The sequence below is a fragment of the Saccharopolyspora sp. NPDC045839 genome (genome assembly GCF_056431645.1).
This window is the reverse complement of record NZ_JBWKKH010000002.1, coordinates 232,259-252,999: the sequence shown is the minus strand read 5'-3', so window position 1 is coordinate 252,999 and position 20,741 is coordinate 232,259. Positions and strand designations below refer to the sequence as shown.

The following is a 20,741-nucleotide window of genomic DNA, read 5'->3' as shown; positions in this document are numbered from 1 at the left end:
GGAACAGCTCCTATAGATAGAGGCTGTTTTGGATGTCGTGGTGTGAGGTGTGGTGTCGCGGGGCTTTGTCTTTGAAGCGGCGCAGCCGCTTAGCCCACCCTCGCCGCTTGCACCGCTGCGGGTTCTCAGGTGTCTTCTCGCGAGGACAGCCCCGACGTGGTGAATTGGCATTCATGATGTCGGGGATCCCACAGCGAGAAGGCACCTGAGGTTCCGCCACCCGCACCGCCACGCAAAACAAGTTCAGAAACAGGCTCTATAGTCCGGGGCATGGCCGATCCGCGGCAGCTGGTGCCGGGCACCGACCGGGTGCTGGCCGATCCCGAGGTGGCCGCCGCGGCCGGGCGGCTGGGCCACCGGCTGGTCAAGCAGGCCGTGCACGCGGCGCAGGAACGCGCCCGCAGCGGCGAGATCGCGCCGGACCGGGTCGTCGCGGAAACCCTTGCCGCGCTACCGGAATCCGCGTCGAGCATCCGGCCGGTGCTCAACGCGACCGGCGTCCTGCTGCACACCAACCTCGGCCGCGCGCCGCTGTCGGACGCGGCGATCCACGCCCTGCAACAGGCCGCCGGGACCACGGACGTCGAACTCGACCTGCACACCGGCCGGCGCGGCCCGCGCGGCGCGGCCGCCATCGCCGCGCTGCTGGCAGTCGTGCCGCGCGCCGAAGCCGCGCACGTGGTCAACAACGGCGCCGCGGCGCTCGCCCTGACGGCGACCGCGCTCGCGCAGGGCCGCGAAATCGTGTTGGCACGCGGCGAAATGGTCGAGATCGGCGACGGGTTCCGCATCCCCGAACTGCTCACCGCCACCGGCGCCCGGCTGCGCGAGGTCGGCACCACCAACCGGGTCCGGCTCGACGACTACCGGGCGGCGCTCGGACCGGACACCGGCTTCGTCCTCAAGGTGCACCCGTCGAACTTCGTGATCACCGGTTTCACCTCGTCCGTGCCGGTGGCCGCGCTGCGCGAACTCGGGGTGCCCGTGGTCGCCGACATCGGATCGGGCTTGCTGCACCCGCATCCCGCCCTGCCTCGGGAACCCGATGCGACCACGACGCTTTCCGACGGGGCCGATCTGGTCATCGCCAGCGGCGACAAGCTCCTCGGCGGGCCGCAGGCCGGGCTGCTGCTGGGCGGGGCCGAGATCGTGCACCGCCTCCGGCGGCATCCGCTGGCGCGTGCGCTGCGCGTCGACAAGCTCACCCTCGCCGCGCTGGAGGCCACCGTGCGGGGTCCGAGCACGCCGACAGCGCAGCGGCTCCGGCAGGACCGGGCCGACCTGTTGCGCCGCGCCGAACGGCTCGCGGACCTGCTGACCGCAGCCGGTGTCCCGGCCTCGGCTCAGCACAGCGAGGCGACCGCCGGCGGCGGCGGAGCCCCCGGCGTCACGCTGCCCAGCGCGGCCGTCGCGCTCCCCGATCGCTTCGCGAAACTCCTGCGCGAAGGACACCCTCCCGTCCTCGCCCGCGTCGAACGCGACCGCTGCCTGCTCGACCTGGCCGCGCTGGCCCCCGAACACGACGAACTGCTGCATCGCGCGGTGCTGGCGGTGGCCTGATGCACGTCATCGCCACCGCAGGGCACGTGGACCACGGCAAGTCCACGCTGATCCGCGAGCTGACCGGGATGGAGCCGGACCGGTGGGCGGAGGAGCGCCGCCGGGGCCTGACCATCGACCTCGGGTTCGCGTGGACCCGCCTGCCGGACGGCTGCACCGCGGCCTTCGTCGACGTGCCCGGCCACGAGCGGTTCGTGCCGAACATGCTGGCCGGGGTCGGGCCGGTGCCCGCGGTGCTGTTCGTAGTCGCCGCCGACGAGGGCTGGATGCCGCAGTCCGGCGAGCACCTGGACGCCTTGGCCGCCCTCGGCGTCCGGCACGGCCTGCTCGCCGTCACCCGCTGCGACCTGGCCGATCCCGGCCCCGCCGCCGAGCAGGCCCGCGAACGGCTCCGCGGCACGTCGCTCGCCGGCATCCCCGCCGTGCACGTCAGCGGACGCACCGGTGCCGGCCTGGACGAGCTGCGGCACCAGATCGACGAGCTCGTCCACCGGCTACCCGCGGCCGACCCGGATGCCGATGTGCGGCTCTGGGTGGATCGCGCGTTCACCATCCGCGGCGCCGGAACGGTCGTGACCGGCACCCTCCCGGCAGGAACCCTCCGCGAAGATGCCCGGCTCCGGCTGCATCCCGCCGGGGTGGAAGCGACGGTCCGGGGCCTGCAGGCGCTCGGCTCATCCGAACACCAGGTCGGCGCCGTCGCGCGGGTGGCGGTCAACCTCCGCGGCGTGGACCTCGACCAGGTGCGGCGCGGCGACGCGCTGCTGACCCCGGACCGGTGGCTGACCACCGACGTCCTCGACGTCCGGATCCACCGGGCGACCTCGCCCGCTTCCGTCGGCACCGGAGCGGCACCACGCCTCCCCCGCGACCTGGTGCTGCACATCGGCGCGGCGGCGGTCGGGGCCCGCGTCCGGCCGCTCGGCCATGACACGGCGCGGCTGACGTTGCGCACCCCGCTGCCCCTCCGGATCGGCGACCGAGCCCTGCTGCGCGATCCGGGAAGCCGGTGCATCTGCGGCGGACTCGTGGTGCTCGACGTTCGCCCGCCGCGGTTGACCAGGCGCGGAGCGGCCCGCGCGCGGGCGGCCGAACTGGACACCATGGACGGCCGCCCCGACGGCGCGGTCGAGCTGCGGCGCCGCCGCCTGGTCCGCGCCGACGATCTGCGCGCGATGGGCGCCATCCCGCCCGGGCCCGGGCCTTGGCTGCTGGACGAGGAGCACCGCGACGAACTCGCCAGCCGCCTCGACGACCTGCTGGCACGGCACCACGAGACGCACCCGCTGGACGACAGCATGCCCGCCGAAGCCGCCCGCCGCGCCCTCGACCTGCCCGATCCGGACCTGTTGCCCCCGATCGCCCGAGCAGCCGGGATCGCTCTGCGCGAAGGGCGGTTGCACAAGGGGCGGAGCCGGTTGCCCGAGCACGTGCAGCGCGCGGTGGCGACGATCCGGAGCGCGCTCGCCGACCATCCGTTCCAAGCCCCGACCGCCGGCGAACTCGCCGAACTGGGCCTCGGTGAGAAGGAACTCGCCGCAGCCGCGCACACCGGCGCACTACTGCGCCTGGCTCCCGGCCTGGTGCTCCTGCCGGGCGCCGACGAGGCCGCCGTGGCACGGCTGGCGCGGCTGCCCGAGCCGTTCACGCTCAGCCAGGCCAGGCAGGCGCTGGACACCTCGCGCCGCGTTGCGGTTCCCTTGCTGGAACTGCTCGCTCGCCGCGGCCGGACGCAACGGCTGGCCGACGGCACCCACCGCGTTGTTTCCCCACCCCGGGCCCCGGGAAATACCGGGGGCAACCCGACGCCACGGCGATGAGCAGGACTTCTGCGATCTTGCGCCCATCACCGCATGGTGAACACCGGCGGCGCTCGGGCGCCGGGGCGATGGGAGGCAACCATGCCGCGGAAGATCTGGACCGGCTCCATCAACTTCGGCCTCGTCACCATCCCGGTCGGGCTCTACGCCGCGACCGAGGACCACACCATCCAGTTCCACCAGTACGAGCGCGGGACCGCCGACCGGATCCGCTACAAGCGCGTCAACGAGCGGACCGGCGAGGAAGTCGGCTTCAACGACATCGTCAAGGGCCGCGAGTTCGACGGCGGGGTCATCACCGTGGAGCAGTCCGAACTCGACGAGATCGCCCCCGGTCGCTCCCGCACCATCGACATCACCACGTTCGTCGACCTCACCGAGATCGACCCGGTGCACTTCCAGAAGACCTACTGGCTGGCCCCCAACAGCAAGGAGCACTACCGGCCCTACAACCTGCTGCGCCGGGCGATGCACGAGACCAGCCAGGCCGGGATCGCGACCTTCGTGCTGCGCGGCAAGCAGTACCTCACCGCGGTGCGCGCCGACGACACCGTGCTGGCGCTGAACACCCTCTTCTTCGCCGACGAGGTCCGCGACCCGGGCGAGCTGATCGGCGACGAGGGCGAGCAGGCGAAGCCGTCGGAAAAGGAACTGCAGATGGCGACCACGATCATCGAGTCGATGAGCGGGCCGTGGGAACCGGAGCAGTACGAGGACACCTACACCGCGAAGGTCGAGGAGCTGCTGGCGGAGAAGGCGCACGGCGGCGAGGTGACGGCGGCGGAGGAGCCGCCGAAGCCGACGGACGTCATCGACCTCACCGAGGCGTTGCGGCGCAGCGTCGACGAGGCCCGCAAGGGCCGCAAGCCCGCGCGGGCGGAGGAGGACCTGTCGGAGCTGAACAAGGCCGAGCTCGACGCCCGGGCGAAGCAGCTGGGCATCAAGGGCCGCTCCAAGATGAAGCGCGCCGAGCTCGAAGAGGCGGTGGCCGCGGCCACCCGGAAACCCACCGGCACCGAAGGACGCCGTTCCCGCAAGGCCTCCTGACCACAGTGGATGATCCGTCGAGGAGATCCGCCTGGTGCTGCAGGGCTAGCCGTCAGGCGTCGAAGTCGACCGTGACCTCGTCGGTGGTCGGCAGCGACTGGCAGGTCAGGACGAAGCCCTCCGCGACCTCGGATTCCTCCAGGGCGAAGTTGCGGCGCATCCGGACCTCCCCGCAGGTGACCTTCGCCCGGCAGGTGCCGCAGACGCCGCCCTTGCACGCGAACGGCAGGTCGGGGCGGATCCGCTGGGCCGCGTCCAGGACCGGGACGTCGCGGGGCAGGGACATCGGCGTCGACCGTCCGTCGAGCACCACCGTGACCTCGCTGGTCGGGCCCTCGACGACCGGCTCCTCGTGCCGCGCCGGCTCCGGCGGCACGTCCTCGACGTAGAACAGCTCCTGGTGGATCTGCCCGGTGGCGACACCGCATTCGCGCAGCACGTCCTGGGCGTCGCTGACCATGCCGTACGGCCCGCACAGCCACCACTGGTCCACTGAACCGGCATCGACCACTGTGGACAGCAGCGCCCGGATCTTCGCCGCGTCCAGCCGGCCGGTGAACAGCTCCGACTCGCGCGGCTCCCGCGAGAGCACGTGCACCAGCTCCAGCCGCGCCGGGTAGCGGTCCTTCAGGTCGGCGAGCTCGTCGGCGAACATCACCGTGTCGCTGCGCCGGTTCCCGTAGAGCAGCGTCACGGTCGCGTCCGTCTCGCGCAGCACCGACGCGGCGATGGACAGCACGGGCGTGATGCCCGATCCGGCGGCGACGCACACGTGCCGTTCGTGCGCGGTCAGGTCCGGGGTGAAGCCGCCGACCGGCGGGAGCACCTCGATCTCGTCGCCGGGCCGCACCTCCTGCACCAGCCAGCTGGAGAACAGCCCGCCCGGCACGTGGCGCACGCCGATCCGCGGCGCCGCGCCGTGCGGGGCGCAGATCGAGTACGACCGGCGCTCCTCGCGGCCGTCCACCCGGCGGCGCAGCGTCAGCGACTGGCCCGGCCGGAAGGCGAACTCCTCGGCGAGCTCCGGCGGGACGTCGAAGCTGACCGCGACCGCGTCCTCGCACAGCCGCTCAACGTGGCTGACCCGCAGCGGGTGGAAGGTCGTGCGGCGGCGGCCGGGCCGCTCGGTGGCGGCCGGGGCGGGCGCGTCGACGGGGGCGGGACGGACCACGTCAGATCTCCTTGATGTGCTCGAAGGGTTCGCGGCACGAGCGGCACCGGCGCAGCGCCTTGCACGCCGTCGCGCCGAACTGCGAGACCTGCTCGGTGTCCGGCGAACCGCACTGCGGGCAGCGGACCTGGGCGCGCGGCGCCGTCAGCGTCAGCGGCACCGGGCCGGGCGAGCGCTGCGGGGCGGCGCCCGGCGGGGCGATGCCGTAGTCGGTCAGCTTCCGCCGGCCGGCCGGGCTGATCCAGTCGGTGGTCCACGGCGGGTCCAGCACCGTGCGCACCTCGACGTCGGCGAAGCCTGCCTCGCGCAGCCGGTGGCTGAGGTCCGCGCGCATCTCGCGCATCGCCGGGCAGCCGGAGTAGGTGGGCGTGATCGACACGACCACCGTCCCGTCCGCGGCCATCTCGACGTCGCGCAGGACGCCGAGATCGGCCAGCGTCAGCACCGGCAGCTCCGGGTCGGTGACCGACTCGGCGACCGCTTGGGCGTGCCGGAGGCCCGGCTTCGTGCTCGTCACCACGTCGCCTCCGGGTGCGCTCGGGCCAGGCTCTGCAGCTCGGCCAGCAGGAAGCCCAGGTGCTCGGTGTGGACGCCGTCCCGGCCGGTCCGCCCGGCCACCCCGGCCAGCGCCGACGCATCGGGTCGCCGCAGGGTGGCCGCGGCGATGACCTGGTCCAGGACGTCGTCGAACTCGGCGCGCGCCGGCGCCGGATCGGTGCCGACACCGGCCGCGACCATCTCCCGGTCGGTCGCGTTCGGCGCGAAGAGCTCGTCGACCAGCGGCCACACGCCGTCGAGCCCCTGTTGCATCCGCGCGTGCGACACCTCGGTGCCGTCGCCGAGCCGGACCGCCCACTGCGCCGCGTACTCGCGGTGGTAGGCCAGCTCCTTGACGCCCTTGGCCGCGATCGCCGCCAGCACCGGGTCGCGGGACTCGGCGAGCCGGGCGAACAGCGCCAGCCGCCACGTCGCGAACACCAGCAGCCGGGCGATGGTCTGCGCGAAGTCGCCGTTGGGGGGCTCGACCAGCCGCACGTTGCGGAACTCCCGCTCGTCGCGGAAGTACGCCAGCTCGTCCTCGTCGCGCCCGCTGCCGTCGGCCTGCCCGGCGCGGGACAGCAGCAGCCGCGCCTGGCCCAGCAGGTCGAGCGCGATGTTGGCCAGCGCCAGCTCGTCCTCCAGCTCCGGCGCGTGGGTGACCCACTCGGCCAGCCGCTGCGAGGCGATCAGCGCGTCGTCGCCGAGCATCAGGCAGTACCGGGCGAACGCGGCGCCGTCGACGCCCTCCGGCAGCGTGGTGTCCACTCCGGACAGCGGGTCGTCGAAGCCGGTGCCGAAGGCCCAGCGGGACTCGCCCTCCGGCTCCGCCGCGGTCAGCGCCTCGTAGGCGTTGTCGAACGACATCAGGCCGACCTCACATGTGCGGGACGTTGTCGGGAATGCGGTAGAACGTGGGGTGCCGGTACACCTTGTCGCCGCTGGGCGCGAAGAACGGGTCCTTCTCGTCCGGGCTGGACGCGGTGATCGCGTCCGCCCGCACCACCCAGATGCTCACGCCCTCGTTGCGGCGCGTGTAGAGGTTGCGCGCGTTGTGCAGCGCCATCTCCTCGTCCGCGGCGTGCAGCGAGCCCACGTGCACGTGGTTCAAACCCCGCTTGCCGCGGACGAAAACCTCGAACAGCGGCCACGCGGACCGCGGCGCACCGGTCTCGGCGTCCGGACTCATCGCGCGACCTCCTCGCGTGCGGCCTGCTTCGCGGCGTGGGCGGCTGCCGCATCGCGCACCCACTGCCCCTCCTCGTGCGCGGCCCGGCGCCGGACCAGCCGCTCCTCGTTGCACGGCCCGTGCCCGGCGATCACCCGCTTGAGCTCGGACCAGTCCGGCTCGCCGAAGTCGTAGTGCCCGCGCTCCTCGTTCCAGTGCAGCGCCGGATCGGGCAGCGTGACGCCCAGCGCCTCCGCCTGCGGCACGGACATGTCCACGAACTTCTGCCGCAGCTCGTCGTTGGTATGCCGCTTGATCCGCCACGCCATGGACTGCTGGGTGTTGGGCGAGTCGGCGTCCGGCGGGCCGAACATCATCAGCGACGGCCACCACCAGCGGTTCGTGGCGTCCTGCACCATCTCCCGCTGCTCGTCGGTGCCGCGCATCATCGTCATCAGCAGCTCGTAGCCCTGCCGCTGGTGGAACGACTCCTCCTTGCAGATCCGCACCATGGCCCGCGCGTAGGGCCCGAAGGAGCTGCGGCACAGCGGCACCTGGTTGCAGATCGCCGCCCCGTCGACCAGCCAGCCGATGACGCCGATGTCGGCGAAGGTCAGCGTCGGGTAGTTGAAGATCGACGAGTACTTCTGCCGCCGGGTGATGAGCTTCTCGGTCAGCTCCGCGCGGTCCACGCCGAGCGTCTCGGCCGCCGAGTACAGGTAGAGCCCGTGCCCGGCCTCGTCCTGCACCTTCGCCAGCAGGATCGCCTTGCGCCGCAGGCTCGGGGCCCTGGTCAGCCAGTTGCCCTCCGGCTGCATGCCGATGATCTCCGAGTGCGCGTGCTGGGCGATCTGGCGCACCAGGGTCTTGCGGTAGCCCTCCGGCATCCAGTCCCGCGGCTCGATGCGCTGGTCGTGCGCGATCCGCTCGTCGAAGTGCTCCTGCAGCCCGGCGTCGCCGAGCCGGTCCACCGTGCTGGTCATGACGTCCCCTGCTCCCCGGGCCGCTTGGCGACCAGCGTCAGCACGTCGTACTTGGCCACCGAGGCGCCGTCCTGGTTGGTCACGTCCACGTCCCAGCGGACCTCGCCGTGCTCGGCGCCGACCCGCGGCGTGATCTGCTTCGCGGTCATCGTCACGGTGATCTCGTCGCCCGGGTAGGTCGGCGTGAGGAACCGGAGGTTCTCCAGCCCGTAGTTGGCCAGCACCGGACCCGGGTCCGGGTCCACGAACAGCCCGGCGGCGAAGGACACCACCAGGTAGCCGTGCGCGACCCGGCCGTCGAAGAACGGGTTGGCCTTCGCCGCTTCTTCATCGGTGTGCGCGTAGAAGGTGTCGCCGGTGAACTCGGCGAAGTGCTCGACGTCCTCCAGCGTCACGGTGCGCGGCCCGGCGACCACCGTGTCGCCGATGCGCAGCTCGTCGAGGTGCTTGCGGAACGGGTGCTGCTCGGTGGTGTTGCGCGGAGTTCCGGGCACCCACTGCCCGGTGATCGCGGTCAGCGTCGCCGGATCGGCCTGCACCGCGGTCCGCTGCATGTGGTGCAGCACGCCGCGAACGCCGCCCATCTCCTCGCCACCGCCGGCCCGGCCCGGTCCACCGTGGACCAACGCGGGCAGCGGCGAGCCGTGCCCGGTGTTCTCCCCGGCGTTCTCCCGGTTCAGCACGAGCATCCGGCCGTGCCGCGACGCCGCGCCAAGCACCACCTCGCGGGCGAAGTCCGCGTCGGCGGTCACCACGGATCCGGCGAGGCTGCCCATGCCGCGCCGCGCGAGCTCCACGGCCTGCGCCGTCGTCTCGTACGGCAGCACGGTGCTCACCGGGCCGAACGCCTCCACCTCGTGCGGCTGCGGCTGGTCCGGGTCGTCGCAGCGGACCAGCAGCGGCGGCAGGAACGCGCCGCGCTCCGGGTCGGCGTCGACGACCTCGACGCGCTCGGGGTCGCCGTGCACCAGGGTCCCGGCCTCCAGCAGCGCCTTCAGCGAGCGCCGCACCTCTTCGCGCTGCTCCAGGCTCGCCAGCGCGCCCATCCGCACGTCCGGCGAGGCGGGGTTGCCGACGACGACCTTCTCCAGCCGCGCCTTGGCGGCCGCCACCACGTCGTCGATCCGGTTCGCCGGCACCAGCGCCCGGCGGATCGCGGTGCACTTCTGCCCGGCCTTGACCGTCATCTCGGTGACCAGCTGCTTGACGAACAGGTCGAACTCCTCGGTGCCGGGCCCGGCGTCCGGGCCCAGGATCGAGCAGTTCAGCGAGTCGGCCTCCACGTTGAACCGCACCGAGTTCGCCGCCACCACCGGGTGGGCGCGCAACCGCTGCCCCGTCGCCGCCGATCCGGTGAACGACACCAGGTCCTGGTCGGTGAGGTGCTCGAACAGGTCGCCGACGCCGCCGCAGATCACCTGCAGCGACCCCTCTGGCAGGAGGCCGGAGCCGAGCATCAGCTCCACCAGCCGGTGCGTGAGGTACGCGGTCTGGCTCGCCGGCTTGATCAGGCTGGGCACCCCGGCCAGGAACGCGGGCGCGAACTTCTCCAGCGGCCCCCACACCGGGAAGTTGAAGGCGTTGATCTGCACCGCGACGCCCTGCAGCGGCGTGCAGACGTGCTGCCCGACGAACGTGCCGCCCTTGCTCAGCGGCTCGACCGCGCCGTCGACGTAGACGGTGCTGTTGGGCAGTTCCCGGCGGCCCTTGCTGGAGTAGCCGAAGAGCACCCCGATGCCGCCGTCGATGTCGAACTTGGAGTCGCCGAGCGTGGCCCCGGTGCGGGCCGACAGCGCGTACAGCTCCTCGCGGTGCTCGCGCAGGTGCGACGCGAGGCTCTTCAGCAGCGCGGCGCGCTGATGGAACGTCAGCTCGGCCAGCGCCGGGCCGCCGCTGCCGCGCCCGTGGGCCAGCACCGCGGCCATGTCGATCCCCGCCGAGGAAACCCGTGCGACCTCCTCGCCGGTCACCGCATCGCGCAACGGCACCCCGTTGTCCGCTGGCGCGTGCCAGGCACCGTTGACGTAGCTCCGCAGGGCAGCCATGCGGCCCGACCTCCTCCGGCTCGTTCTTTAACTGACCGTTCGTTCGAAAAAGTACCACCGGCAACCGGTGTCGCACACCACCCGGTGCAGCTAAATTCTGCTGTACCGAGCCAGAAACACCGGCCCGGACGGGAACCCTTGACAGCGTCCGGCGGCGCAGTATTAATTACCGACTATTCGTTCGGTTACGAGGCGGTGAACCCCAGTGCAGGAGCCCGGCGCGACGACGCGCAACCCGGCCCAGGCCATGTTCGACGACGACCGCGCCTCACGGGCGCTGGGCATCGAGCTCGTCGAGACCGGCAGCGGATTCGCCCTGGCCCGGATGCGGATCACCGACGCGATGGTCAACGGCCACGGGATCGCGCACGGCGGCTACATCTTCCTGCTGGCCGACACGACCTTCGCCTGCGCCTGCAACAGCCACGGCCCGACGACCGTCGCGGCGCGCGCGGACGTCACCTTCATCCGTCCCGCCCGCGCCGGCGACCTGCTGGTCGCCCGCGCCGAGGAACGGACCCGCTTCGGCCGCAGCGGGATCTACGACGTGTCGGTGCACCGAGGCGACGAGCCGATCGCCGAGTTCCGGGGCCACAGCCGGACGCTGAACGGCTCGTCCGGGAACCAGTCAGAGGGAGCCAAGCCATGACCGCGACAACGGGCGCCCCGCGCCGGCTCGGAGCCGCGCCGGATCCGGCCGATCTCGACCCCGCCGAGCGGTACTCCGCCGACGAGCTCGCCGCGGTGCAGCTGGAGCGCCTGCAGCACACCCTGCGCCACGTCTACGAGAACGTGCCGCTGTACCGCGACAAGTTCGACGCGGCGGGCGTCCGCCCGGAGGACTGCCGGACCCTGGCGGACCTGGCGAAGTTCCCGCACACCACCAAGCAGGACCTGCGCGAGAACTACCCGTTCGGCATGTTCGCCGTGCCGATGGAGCAGGTCCGCAGGCTGCACGCCTCCAGCGGCACCACCGGCAACCCGACCGTCGTCGGCTACACCGAGCGGGACCTGGACGTCTGGGCCGACGTGGTGGCGCGCTCCATCCGCGCCGCCGGCGGGCGGCCGGGCCACAAGGTGCACGTCGCCTACGGGTACGGCCTGTTCACCGGCGGGCTCGGCGCGCACTACGGGGCCGAGCGGCTCGGCTGCACCGTGATCCCGGCCTCCGGCGGGATGACCGCCCGCCAGGTGCAGATCATCCAGGACTTCAAGCCCGAGATCATCATGGTCACCCCCTCCTACCTGCTCACCCTCGTCGACGAGTTCGAGCGCCAGGGCATCGACCCGCGCAGCACGTCGCTGAAGATCGGCATCTTCGGCGCCGAGCCGTGGACCGAGCAGATGCGGCAGGAGATCGAGGAGCGGCTGGACATCGACGCGGTCGACATCTACGGCCTGTCCGAGGTGATGGGGCCCGGCGTGGCCAACGAGTGCGTGGAGACCAAGGACGGGCTGCACATCTGGGAGGACCACTTCTACCCCGAGGTGATCGACCCGTTCACCGAGGAGGTGCTGCCCGACGGCGTCGAGGGCGAGCTGGTGTTCACCTCGCTGACCAAGGAGGCCATGCCGGTCATCCGCTACCGCACCCGGGACCTCACGCGGCTGCTGCCCGGCACGGCCCGGCCGATGCGCCGGATGGCGAAGGTGACCGGCCGCAGCGACGACATGATCATCCTGCGCGGCGTCAACGTCTACCCCACCCAGATCGAGGAACTGGTGCTGCGCACGCCAGGGCTGTCGCCGCACTTCCAGCTGGTGCTCACCCGCAAGGGCCGGATGGACGAGATGGCGGTCCGCGTCGAGGCGCGCACCGACTGCCCCGCCGACCGTCGCGAATCCGCCGCCGCCGAACTGGTCCGCGCGATCAAGGACGGCGTCGGCGTCAGCACCGCGGTAGCCGTGGTGGACCCGGACACGCTGGAGCGCTCGGTGGGCAAGTTGCGCCGTGTGGTGGACCGCCGCGAACCCCGATCGGCCGGCTGAAATACTTCGAGCCATGTCGGGGAACGCTGGTCGCGCGAATCGCCGAGGTCGGCCGGGCTACGACCTCGGCAGACTGCTGGACGTCTCCGTCCGGGTGTTCAACGAGCGCGGCTACGAGGGCACCAGCATGGAGGACCTCTCCCAGCGGCTGGGCATCACCAAGTCGGCGATCTACTACCACGTGTCCAGCAAGGACGAGCTGCTGCGGCTGAGCGTCAACCGGGCCCTGGACGCCCTGTTCGCGGTCACCGAGGAAGCGGCCTCGACCACCGGTGAGGCCATCGACCGGCTCGAACACGTGGTCCGGCGCAGCATCGAGGTGCTGGTCGACGAGCTGCCGTTCGTCACGCTGCTGCTGCGGGTGCGGGGCAACACCAAGGTCGAGCGGCAGGCGCTGGCCCGCCGCCGCGAGTTCGACCAGGTGGTCAGCGAGCTGGTCCAGCAGGCCGAGGCGGAGGGCAGCATCCGCCCGGACGTCGACCCGGCGCTGACCAGCCGCCTGCTGTTCGGCATGGTCAACTCGATCATCGAGTGGTACCGGCCCAGCCGCGGCCTGCGGGCCGCGCAGGTCGCCGACGCGGTGACCAAGATCGCCTTCGACGGGCTGCGCACCGGCGCCGACGACCGCGCGCCGGAGGCCCCCGGGACTCGCGCGAAATAAAGTTCCAGATCTTGGCGTCATGATGATCTCGCCCGCGGGTCTCGATCCCGTGGGCGATCTGGAGCGCCCGCCGCGCGCACGGAACGCAGAGGGGATTTCGTGCGCGCGACCGGCCGTCGGTCGTGACTTGGATGTGGGTCGCGACCGGCGGTCCCCCGAGCAACTCCCGTCACATTCGCCGCAGCGGCACGGTTCCCGGCCGGGTTGAACACAGTGGACAGTCACGCGGCGGCGTCGAAATCCCCAGCTTGTGGGTGACGAAAGACCCCTGCGATCACGGCCCCGGTCCGCTTACGCTCCTCCGATGTGGCCGCCCGGGACCCGGCGGCCGCACGGCGGATCCGCTGAAACTGGGGACAGCGGCACCAAAAATCCGGAACCGGCTGCGCGCCGGTGCGTTCTGCGGTCTTCGGCAGGACCCGGATCCGCCCTCCCTCTCGCCCTGCACCCTGGACGAGCACCCTGGAGGCCAACCGTGTCCAGGCTTGAGTCGATCGCTCGCGCCTTCCTCCGATACCTGTACGAGGACGACCGCTTCCGGCCCGAGATCGCGGACTTCTTCGCCAGCCCGGCGGCCGTGGCGGCTGCGCTGCAGCCGTCGTGGGCGGAGCTCGCCGACGTCGTACAGACGCTGCGCGAGCACGAGCTGATCGCCACCAGCGGCACCGGATGGCAGGGCGCGCCCGCCCGCGCCGGGCTGACCGGCTCCGGGCTGATCTGCGCGGGCAGGCACGGCGGCGACATCGGCTCGTGGGCCAGGGCGCAGTCGGTCGCGGTGCTCGACGAGCGCCCGGCGGATCCCGTGGTGCCCGCCCAGCCGGTGCCCGCTCCGCCGGCACGCCCGGACTTCACCGGGCTGAGCCGGGTGGCCAAGGTCGTGCTGCTGGCGCTGCCCACGGTGCACGCGCGCTACGGCGACACCGCCGAGATCGAACTCATCGCCCGGCGGCTGGGCGAGGCCGTGCGGCAGGACCGGCCGGATCCGCGCCGGGTGCGGCTGCTCGCCTTCCGGCTGCGCAGCGAACTGGCCTCCGGCTCGGTCGCGAACACCCTGGGCGTGGTCCTGCTCGACGGCCTCGACGAGGCCCTGGCCGAGAGCGGCCTCGGCGGAATCCCGCGGGGCGAGCGCGGCGGCCCGGCTGAACAGTCCTAAGAGGACTCCGGAGGTAGTGACCGGGTTCACCGCGGATGCCCACCGTGCGCATGCTGACGCACTCCGTGTGCTGAGATTCCCGGTATGGACACGGGCACCTGGCCGCGAGTGGCGGCGCGCCGCGAGCTCGACGCCGCGGGCGTCCGGCCGCAGCTGCGCCCCGCCTACCAGCGGTGCCGGATGCTCAACGCCGCGCACGGGCGCACCTACTTCCTCGCGACCCGGCTGCTGGCGCCGCAGCAACGGCCTTCGGTGCACGCGCTCTACGGCTTCGCGCGGTGGGTGGACGACATCGTCGACGACACCGACCGGCAGCGGACCGTGGCGGACCGGCAGCAGGCGCTGGACCGGCTGGACGGCGAGCTTCGCGCGGGCCTGCGCGCCGGGTCCAGCGACGACCCGATCCTGGCCGCGCTCATCGACACCGTCGCCCGGCACGGCATCGACCCGGCGCTGTTCACCGACTTCATGGCCTCGATGCGGATGGACCTGACCGTCCGCGCCTACCCGACGCGGGCGGAGCTGGACGCCTACATCCACGGCTCGGCCGCGGTGATCGGCCTCCAGCTGCTCCCGGTGCTCGGCACGGTGTGCCCGGCAGGCGAGGCCGAGCCCTACGCCGCGGCGCTGGGCGGCGCTTTCCAGCTCACCAACTTCCTGCGCGACGTCGGCGAGGACCTCGACCGCGGCCGGGTCTACCTGCCGATGGAGGAGCTCGCGGTGTTCGGCGTCGACCGGGACCGGCTGGCGTGGTGCCGGGAATCGGGCCGCCCGGACCGCCCGGTGCGCCGCGCGCTGGCCGACCAGGTCGCGCGCACCCGCTCGAAGTACCGCGCCGCGGAGCCGGGCATCGCGCTGCTCGCGCCCTGGTCCCGGCCGTGCGTGCGCACCGCTTTCACGCTGTACGGCGAGATCCTGGACCGCATCGTGGAATCCGGGTACGACGTGTTCCGGCAGCGGCTCGCGGTCTCCGGCCCGCGCCGCCTGGAGGTCGCCGCCGGAGCGCTCGGCTCCGTCGCCGCCGCGCGCCTCCGCGCCCGCCGCTGACACGTGTGACCGACGCCCGCACGGGGTACGCGAAGCACGTCGAAGTCGTGCGGAGGCGAGGTGAACGGGCATGCCGCAGCAGAGCTGGACCGCAACGGAGGAACGCCAGTACGAGCACATCAAGGACCAGGCGATCGAGCGCGGCAGCACCGTGGACCGCGCCGAGGAGATCGCGGCGCGGACGGTCAACAAGAACCGCGCGCAGCGCGGCGAAGCCAGGCAGCAGAGCAGGACCGCCACGCAGGACATCCCGCCGCAGCGCCGCGGTGGGCTGCGATCCGGCTCCGGCCCGGGCGGGCGAACCAAGCAGCAGCTCTACGCGGACGCCCAGCGCGCCGGCATCAAAGGCCGCTCGAAGATGACGAAGTCGGAGCTGGAGCGGGCGCTGCAGCGGAGCTGACCCGGGCGGGCGAACGGGTGCTGGTGGGGGGCAAACCAGATGGAGAGCGAAACGCCGTCGCGCTGGCAGGACGTCGGCACGACAGGCGAAGCGATCTCGCAGGGCGGCCGGGAACTGGAACGAGCCGCCCGCAAGGGCCGGGAGCCGGGCGAAACCGCTGCGGCCCGCGAGGCGCTGCTGGCCATCACCGCGGCGGGTGCCCGGCTGGCCCGGCAGCTCGACGTGCTGGCCGCCGCCTACGAGACGCCGAACTCCGCCGAACCGTCCGAGCTGCACGTCGCGCTCGACCAGGCCGCGGCCGCCGCAGAGGACCTCGGCAACTGCGCGAAGGTCGCCGCGCAGGCCATCGTCGACGAATGACCGCGCGGCGACCTCCGGCCGCTACGGCGCCTGGACCACGCCCGCACCGACGTCGGTCGACGCGAGCGGCAGGCGGCGGGCGGTCTGCGACAGCCGCGCCCACAGCCCCCACGCCCGCTCCGCGTGCTGCTGCGCGTGCAGCGCCGCGACACCCGCGACGTGCGGCGTGGCCATGCTGGTCCCGCTGAGCTTCCGGTAGCGCTCCGCTCCCGGCCAGCTCGAGTAGACGTCCACGCCGGGACCGACCAGGTCCACCTGCCCGATCTCGTCGACCGTGCCGCTGGAGAAGTCCGCGATCTGCAGCTGCGAATCGATCGCACCGACGGCCAGGATGGACGGGCAGTTGGCCGGGTGGCCGACCGGCGCGATCTTCCCGGCGGCGCGCTCGCTCTCGTTGCCTGCCGCGGCGATGATCAGCGTGCCGCGTTCCATCGCGCGCTGCGCGACCCGCTCGAAGGCCGCGGAGAACGCCTCGCCGGGCTGCGTCGGCGCGCCGAGCGACATCGACACCACCGCGGCACCGTTGGAGATCGCCCACTCGATGCCGGAGAGGATGCCGCTGTCGGAGCCCGAACCGTCGTCGCCGAGCACCTTGCCCGCGTAGATGCTGGCTTCGGACGCGATGCCGTAGCCGGGGCCGGCCTGCGAGGTGCGCGGCCCGCAGGAGGTGCCGATCACGTGCGTGCCGTGCCCGTGGCCGTCCTGCACGTCCTGGCCCTCCACGAACGAGCCCGTGACGATGTCCCGGCCGGCGAAGTCCGGGTGCTTGAGGTCGAGGCCGGTGTCGAGCACGGCGACCCGCACGCCCTTGCCGGTGGGCTGCGCGCGGTCGGCGCGCACGGTTTGCAGGCCCCAGGTGAACTCGCCGTCCGCGACGGCCGGTTCCGCGCCGATGGCGAACACCCGGCGCTCCGGTTCGAACGCGGCGATCGGGCCGCTCTCCCGGGCCGCGTTCGTCAGGGCCGCCGCCTGCTCGGCGTCGGCGCTGACCAACGCGATGCCGAGCTGGTGCAGCACGATCCCGCCCGCGCCGCGGAACAGCTCGCCCGGCGCCGCGCCCGCCGCGTCGGCAGTGTTGGCGCAGCGGATGCCCGTCAGCCGCGTCAGCTCGCGAGTCCCGATGATCGTCGAGTTGTCTTCCAGCAACACCAGATAGCGTCCGGTGGAGCTCTCCTCGTTGGTGGTCATGGTCGCTCCCTCGGCGAGTTCCGGGTGCGGTGAAACGCCACACCGTTCCCAGGTGTATCGCGCGTTACGCACAGTGACAAGCACCCACTCGGGTAAGGACCGCACTATCCGTACCGCCCATCTCGACTTCCTCAGAGATTGACTTGCGACACAACGCTTTCGTGGTACCTCGGCCGGGGATCTCCGGCACGCGGGAATGACATTTCCCGGCGCACGTCCGCACACTGGTCGTAATCACCGCCGACAGTTCGGAGCGAGCCGTGCGCGATCCCAGCCAGCGTTGCATCTTGATCACCGGCGCGACCGGCGGGCTCGGCCGGGCCCTGGCCCACCGGCTCGCCGAGACCGGTTCCCGGGTCCTGATCCACGGGCGCAGCGCGGAGCGCGCCGAAGCGGTGCGCTCGGAGATCGCGGCGGCCACCGGATCGGACCGCCTCGGCGTGCTGGTCGCCGACCTCGCCGAGCTCAGCCAGGTCGAACGGCTGGCCAACGACGTCCGGCTGCGCTGCGACCGGCTGGACGTGCTGGTGAACAACGCGGGCGTCGGCTCCGGGCCGCCGGACAGCGGCCGGGAGGAGAGCGCGGACGGCATCGAGCTGCGGTTCGCGGTGAACTACCTGGCCGGATTCCACCTGACGCGGCTGCTGCAGTCGCTGCTGATCTTCTCGGCGCCGGCCCGGGTGGTCAACGTCGCCTCGGCCGGGCAGCACCCGATCGACTTCGACGACCCCATGCTGGTCCGCAACTACCTCGGATACCGCGCGTACGCGCAGAGCAAGCTCGCGCAGATCATGCACACCTTCGACCTGGCCGAGCAGCTGCGCGGCACCGGCGTCACGGTCAACGCGCTGCACCCGGCGACCTACATGAACACCGCGATGGTCCGCGAGGCCGGGGTGAGCCCGGTGGCCACGGTGGCCGAGGGCGTCGCGGCGACGATGCGGCTGGTCACGGACCCGGGACTGGACGAGGTGACCGGGGAGTACTTCCATGGAACCCGCGCCTGCCGCGCGCTCGAACAGGCCTACGACGGGCAGGCCAGGGCGCGGCTGCGGAAACTGTCCGACGAGCTCGTCGAGCGGGCCGGCGGCTGAGCACGCCACAGCGGATCGCGGAACCGGAGGCCAGCGCCATGAACAGCGGAACCCAGCACCGGATCGTCGTCGGGGTGGACGGCTCGGATTCGTCCAAGTGCGCCCTGCGGTGGGCGCTGCAGCAGGCAGCGCTCTCCGGGGCCGCGGTGCACGCGATCACCTCGTGGGAGTTCCCGGCCTTCTACAGCTGGGAAGGCGGCCCGATGCCGCCGGACGACTTCGAGGAGGCCGCGCGCAAGAGCCTGGCCGACACCGTCGACGAGATCGAGCACGAGCTCAGCCCGGCGGTCCCGGTGCAGCGCGAGCTCACCCACGGGCACGCGGCGCAGACGCTGCTCGACGCCTCCGAGGGCGCCGACCTGCTGGTGGTCGGCAGCCGCGGCCATGGCAGCTTCTACGGCGCGCTGCTCGGATCGGTGAGCCAGCGCTGCGCCCAGCACGCCAAGTGCCCGGTCGTGATCGTCCGGCACTGAACGACGATCCGGCGGATCGACTTGCGCGGCGGCGTGGCGGAACCTCGGCAGCCTTCCCGGCTGCCGCGCGTGCGGGGTCAGGGACCGGTGTGGCCCAGGCGTTCGGAGAGGGCCGACGCGCCTTCCGCGACGAGCTCGCGCAGCGCCGCCTCGGTCTCGTCGTTCCAGCGCAGGATCGGCGCCGAGATGCTCATCGCGGCCACCACCTCGCCGGACTGGTCGCGCACCGGGGCGGCGACGCAGGCCACCGACTCGTTGGACTCGCAGTACTCCCCCGCCACGCCGCCCTCGGCGATGGCGTCGAGCTCCCGGCGCAGCGCCTTGCGGGTGGTGATGCTGTGCTCGGTCATCGCCTCCAGGCGGCGGTTGCCGTAGAGCTCGTCGACCTCGGCGCGGGGCAGCGCCGCCAGCAGGGCCTTGCCGAGCGCGGTGCAGTGCGCGGGTAGCCGCCGGCCCACGGCCGAGACCATCCGGACCGGATGGCTGCTGTCGACCTTGGCCACGTACAGCACGTCCGTGCCGTCGCGCACCCCCACGTGCACCGTTTCCTGGCAGCGCTCGGCGATCTCCTCCGCGACGAGCCGGCCCTCGCGGGCGAGGTCCAGCCGCTCGGCGTAGGCCGCGCCGAGCTGGAAGCCGCGCACGCCCAGCCGGAACCGGTTGCTGCCGCGACCGGCGGGCATCAGGTAGCCGCGCTCGCTGAGGGTGCCGACCAGCTCGTGCACCGTGGTCCGCGGCAGGCCGAGCTGCGCGGTGATCTCCGGCGCGCTCAGCTCGTGGGCGTCCAGGAACAGCTCCAGGACGTCGAAGGCCCGTTCCACGGCAGGTACCGCTCGTGCCACGCGTACTTCCCCCTGTCGGAACTCGTCGGCCCGTTGACCGGTATTTCGAACATCGTATCCGATATCGGCCACGGCGGCCCGGGTCCCTTGACCACCTGGTCCGGCCGACCATACGATTTGGCGAACATTGTTCGACATTTCGGACGGAGCTACCGGTGCGCCAGACACGTGAATTCCTGCGGTCCCAGGGACTGCCCACCGACGACTCCCCCGCCACCAGCACCAAGCGGTTCCCGGACGGCGCGCAGTACCGGGTGGAGATCCCCAGCACCGAAGGCCCCGAGGTGCTCGACGCGGTGCTCGCCGAGGCGGACGCCCGGCGGGTGCCGGTGCACCGCATCTCCCAGGGCAGCGGCGGCATGCTGCTCACCGACGACGAGTTGCGCGCGATGGCCGCCACGGCCGCCGGGCGGTCGGTCGAGCTGAGCCTGTTCGCCCGGCCGGTCGCCGGATGGGACACCAGCCCGATGGCCACCGCCCCGGCCGGCGGCCCGGTCGCCGCCCAGGCTCGCGGCACCGAGCAGCTGGTGCACGTCCTGGAGGACATCCGCCGCACCGCCGACGCGGGCATCCGCAGCGTGCTGATCACCGATCTCGGCGTGCTCAAGGTGGCCACGGCGATGCGCGCGGCCGGCGACCTGCCGCCGGACCTGCAGTTCAAGATCAGCGTCCAGATGGGACTGGCGAACCCCGCCTCGGTGCGCATCGCCGAGGACCTGGGCGCCGACACCTACAACGTGCCGACCGACCTCAGCATCGGGCAGCTGGCCGCCATCCGCGCCGCCACCGACCTGCCGCTGGACGTCTACGTCGAGGCGCCCGACGACATGGGCGGCTTCGTCAGGCACTTCGAGATCGCCGAGATCGTGCGCGTCGCCGCCCCGGTGCACGTCAAGTTCGGGCTGCGCAACGCGCCGAACATCTACCCCAGCGGCACCCACCTGACGCCGACGGCGGTGGCGCTCGGCCGGGAGCGGGTGCGCCGCGCGCAGATCGGCCTGGACCTGCTGCGCCGCTACGCCCCGGACGCCGCGGGCTCGCAGCTACCCGCCCCCGGCCTGGCGGTGCCGGCGTTGAAGTAGATAGAGGTGGTTTGCGTAGCGGTGCGGGTAGCGGAACCTCAGGGACCGTCTCACTCCGGGATCCCCGACTTATGTATGTCCGGTACACGGCGCTGGGGCTGTCCTCGCGAGACGACCCCTG

General features: G+C 72.5%; 21 protein-coding genes. 13 read left to right on the top strand and 8 right to left on the bottom strand.

Annotated elements, in window-relative coordinates:
• The first annotated feature begins 270 nt into the window (after window positions 1-270).
• From selA to ku, 3 genes are all read left to right on the top strand, one after another.
• The gene (selA, locus tag AC07EQ_RS04040; protein WP_478386454.1) at window positions 271-1,560 is read left to right on the top strand and encodes an L-seryl-tRNA(Sec) selenium transferase; all 1,290 of its coding nucleotides are present in this window, start codon (window positions 271-273) and stop codon (window positions 1,558-1,560) included.
• Window positions 1,560-3,380, top strand: a complete 1,821-nt coding sequence (gene selB, locus AC07EQ_RS04035) for a selenocysteine-specific translation elongation factor (RefSeq protein WP_478386453.1) — start codon at window positions 1,560-1,562, stop codon at window positions 3,378-3,380. The genes selA and selB overlap by 1 nt, the downstream gene beginning before the upstream one ends.
• A gap of 81 nt (window positions 3,381-3,461) precedes the next feature.
• The gene (gene ku / locus AC07EQ_RS04030; protein ID WP_478386452.1) at window positions 3,462-4,427 is read left to right on the top strand and encodes a non-homologous end joining protein Ku; all 966 of its coding nucleotides are present in this window, start codon (window positions 3,462-3,464) and stop codon (window positions 4,425-4,427) included.
• 52 nt (window positions 4,428-4,479) lie between these two features.
• On the opposite strand, the gene paaE is transcribed toward ku, so the two are convergent.
• The 6 genes from paaE to paaZ are packed head-to-tail and all read right to left on the bottom strand — an operon-like array spanning window position 4,480 to window position 10,331.
• Window positions 4,480-5,598, bottom strand: a complete 1,119-nt coding sequence (gene paaE / locus AC07EQ_RS04025) for a 1,2-phenylacetyl-CoA epoxidase subunit PaaE (protein WP_478386451.1) — start codon at window positions 5,596-5,598, stop codon at window positions 4,480-4,482.
• A gap of 1 nt (window position 5,599) precedes the next feature.
• Window positions 5,600-6,118, bottom strand: coding sequence for a 1,2-phenylacetyl-CoA epoxidase subunit PaaD (paaD, locus tag AC07EQ_RS04020; RefSeq protein ID WP_478386450.1), 519 nt, complete (start codon window positions 6,116-6,118; stop codon window positions 5,600-5,602).
• Window positions 6,112-7,002 (bottom strand): 1,2-phenylacetyl-CoA epoxidase subunit PaaC, encoded by an 891-nt coding sequence (gene paaC / locus AC07EQ_RS04015; protein WP_478386449.1) that lies wholly within the window; start codon window positions 7,000-7,002, stop codon window positions 6,112-6,114. Before paaC ends, paaD begins: the two co-directional genes overlap by 7 nt.
• Window positions 7,003-7,012: 10 nt before the next feature.
• The gene (gene paaB / locus AC07EQ_RS04010) at window positions 7,013-7,324 is read right to left on the bottom strand and encodes a 1,2-phenylacetyl-CoA epoxidase subunit PaaB (RefSeq protein ID WP_478386448.1); all 312 of its coding nucleotides are present in this window, start codon (window positions 7,322-7,324) and stop codon (window positions 7,013-7,015) included.
• Complete coding sequence (gene paaA, locus AC07EQ_RS04005) at window positions 7,321-8,286, bottom strand: 1,2-phenylacetyl-CoA epoxidase subunit PaaA (RefSeq protein ID WP_478386447.1); 966 nt, start codon at window positions 8,284-8,286, stop codon at window positions 7,321-7,323. Before paaA ends, paaB begins: the two co-directional genes overlap by 4 nt.
• On the bottom strand, window positions 8,283-10,331 hold the full coding sequence (paaZ, locus tag AC07EQ_RS04000) for a phenylacetic acid degradation bifunctional protein PaaZ (RefSeq protein WP_478386446.1): 2,049 nt from the start codon (window positions 10,329-10,331) through the stop codon (window positions 8,283-8,285). The genes paaA and paaZ overlap by 4 nt, the downstream gene beginning before the upstream one ends.
• A gap of 247 nt (window positions 10,332-10,578) precedes the next feature.
• Here paaZ and paaI point away from each other — a divergent pair, with 247 nt between their 5' ends.
• The 7 genes from paaI (at window position 10,579) to AC07EQ_RS03965 (ending at window position 15,941) form a co-directional block, all read left to right on the top strand.
• Window positions 10,579-10,980, top strand: a complete 402-nt coding sequence (paaI, locus tag AC07EQ_RS03995; RefSeq protein ID WP_478386739.1) for a hydroxyphenylacetyl-CoA thioesterase PaaI — start codon at window positions 10,579-10,581, stop codon at window positions 10,978-10,980.
• The gene (gene paaK / locus AC07EQ_RS03990) at window positions 10,977-12,320 is read left to right on the top strand and encodes a phenylacetate--CoA ligase PaaK (RefSeq protein WP_478386445.1); all 1,344 of its coding nucleotides are present in this window, start codon (window positions 10,977-10,979) and stop codon (window positions 12,318-12,320) included. The genes paaI and paaK overlap by 4 nt, the downstream gene beginning before the upstream one ends.
• A gap of 13 nt (window positions 12,321-12,333) precedes the next feature.
• Entirely contained in the window at window positions 12,334-12,981 is a 648-nt protein-coding gene (locus AC07EQ_RS03985; RefSeq protein ID WP_478386444.1) for a TetR/AcrR family transcriptional regulator, read from the top strand.
• A gap of 475 nt (window positions 12,982-13,456) precedes the next feature.
• Window positions 13,457-14,134 (top strand): hypothetical protein, encoded by a 678-nt coding sequence (locus AC07EQ_RS03980; RefSeq protein ID WP_478386443.1) that lies wholly within the window; start codon window positions 13,457-13,459, stop codon window positions 14,132-14,134.
• Window positions 14,135-14,218: 84 nt separating this feature from the next.
• Window positions 14,219-15,181 (top strand): phytoene/squalene synthase family protein, encoded by a 963-nt coding sequence (locus AC07EQ_RS03975; RefSeq protein WP_478386442.1) that lies wholly within the window; start codon window positions 14,219-14,221, stop codon window positions 15,179-15,181.
• A gap of 70 nt (window positions 15,182-15,251) precedes the next feature.
• Complete coding sequence (locus AC07EQ_RS03970; protein WP_478386441.1) at window positions 15,252-15,581, top strand: plasmid stabilization protein; 330 nt, start codon at window positions 15,252-15,254, stop codon at window positions 15,579-15,581.
• 39 nt (window positions 15,582-15,620) lie between these two features.
• On the top strand, window positions 15,621-15,941 hold the full coding sequence (locus AC07EQ_RS03965) for a hypothetical protein (RefSeq protein ID WP_478386440.1): 321 nt from the start codon (window positions 15,621-15,623) through the stop codon (window positions 15,939-15,941).
• Between the two features lie 21 nt (window positions 15,942-15,962).
• Here the strand turns inward: AC07EQ_RS03965 and AC07EQ_RS03960 are convergent, their stop codons facing one another.
• Entirely contained in the window at window positions 15,963-17,129 is a 1,167-nt protein-coding gene (locus AC07EQ_RS03960) for a S8 family serine peptidase (protein WP_478386439.1), read from the bottom strand.
• A gap of 260 nt (window positions 17,130-17,389) precedes the next feature.
• On the opposite strand from AC07EQ_RS03960, the gene AC07EQ_RS03955 reads away from it, so the two are divergent.
• Window positions 17,390-18,223 carry an SDR family NAD(P)-dependent oxidoreductase gene (locus tag AC07EQ_RS03955; protein WP_478386438.1) on the top strand — a complete coding sequence of 278 codons (834 nt, stop codon included), beginning with the start codon at window positions 17,390-17,392 and terminating at the stop codon, window positions 18,221-18,223.
• A 38-nt stretch (window positions 18,224-18,261) separates the two neighbouring features.
• Entirely contained in the window at window positions 18,262-18,696 is a 435-nt protein-coding gene (locus tag AC07EQ_RS03950; protein WP_132483700.1) for a universal stress protein, read from the top strand.
• Window positions 18,697-18,773: 77 nt separating this feature from the next.
• On the opposite strand, the gene AC07EQ_RS03945 is transcribed toward AC07EQ_RS03950, so the two are convergent.
• On the bottom strand, window positions 18,774-19,538 hold the full coding sequence (locus AC07EQ_RS03945) for an IclR family transcriptional regulator (protein WP_478386437.1): 765 nt from the start codon (window positions 19,536-19,538) through the stop codon (window positions 18,774-18,776).
• Window positions 19,539-19,693: 155 nt separating this feature from the next.
• Here AC07EQ_RS03945 and AC07EQ_RS03940 point away from each other — a divergent pair, with 155 nt between their 5' ends.
• Window positions 19,694-20,620 carry a U32 family peptidase gene (locus AC07EQ_RS03940; RefSeq protein WP_478386436.1) on the top strand — a complete coding sequence of 309 codons (927 nt, stop codon included), beginning with the start codon at window positions 19,694-19,696 and terminating at the stop codon, window positions 20,618-20,620.
• Window positions 20,621-20,741: the final 121 nt, after the last annotated feature.

Bases quoted from the DNA above. Each gene is read 5' to 3' on its own strand.
- paaK (WP_478386445.1), top strand. From the start codon at position 10,977: ATGACCGCGACAACGGGCGCCCCGCGCCGGCTCGGAGCCGCGCCGGAT.
- AC07EQ_RS03975 (WP_478386442.1), top strand. From the start codon at position 14,219: ATGGACACGGGCACCTGGCCGCGAGTGGCGGCGCGCCGCGAGCTCGAC.
- paaZ (WP_478386446.1), bottom strand. From the start codon at position 10,331: ATGGCTGCCCTGCGGAGCTACGTCAACGGTGCCTGGCACGCGCCAGCG.
- paaB (WP_478386448.1), bottom strand. From the start codon at position 7,324: ATGAGTCCGGACGCCGAGACCGGTGCGCCGCGGTCCGCGTGGCCGCTG.
- AC07EQ_RS03965 (WP_478386440.1), top strand. From the start codon at position 15,621: ATGGAGAGCGAAACGCCGTCGCGCTGGCAGGACGTCGGCACGACAGGC.
- paaI (WP_478386739.1), top strand. From the start codon at position 10,579: ATGTTCGACGACGACCGCGCCTCACGGGCGCTGGGCATCGAGCTCGTC.
- AC07EQ_RS03970 (WP_478386441.1), top strand. From the start codon at position 15,252: ATGCCGCAGCAGAGCTGGACCGCAACGGAGGAACGCCAGTACGAGCAC.
- AC07EQ_RS03960 (WP_478386439.1), bottom strand. From the start codon at position 17,129: ATGACCACCAACGAGGAGAGCTCCACCGGACGCTATCTGGTGTTGCTG.
- paaA (WP_478386447.1), bottom strand. From the start codon at position 8,286: ATGACCAGCACGGTGGACCGGCTCGGCGACGCCGGGCTGCAGGAGCAC.
- selB (WP_478386453.1), top strand. From the start codon at position 1,560: ATGCACGTCATCGCCACCGCAGGGCACGTGGACCACGGCAAGTCCACG.
- AC07EQ_RS03985 (WP_478386444.1), top strand. From the start codon at position 12,334: ATGTCGGGGAACGCTGGTCGCGCGAATCGCCGAGGTCGGCCGGGCTAC.
- AC07EQ_RS03950 (WP_132483700.1), top strand. From the start codon at position 18,262: ATGAACAGCGGAACCCAGCACCGGATCGTCGTCGGGGTGGACGGCTCG.
- ku (WP_478386452.1), top strand. From the start codon at position 3,462: ATGCCGCGGAAGATCTGGACCGGCTCCATCAACTTCGGCCTCGTCACC.
- paaC (WP_478386449.1), bottom strand. From the start codon at position 7,002: ATGTCGTTCGACAACGCCTACGAGGCGCTGACCGCGGCGGAGCCGGAG.
- selA (WP_478386454.1), top strand. From the start codon at position 271: ATGGCCGATCCGCGGCAGCTGGTGCCGGGCACCGACCGGGTGCTGGCC.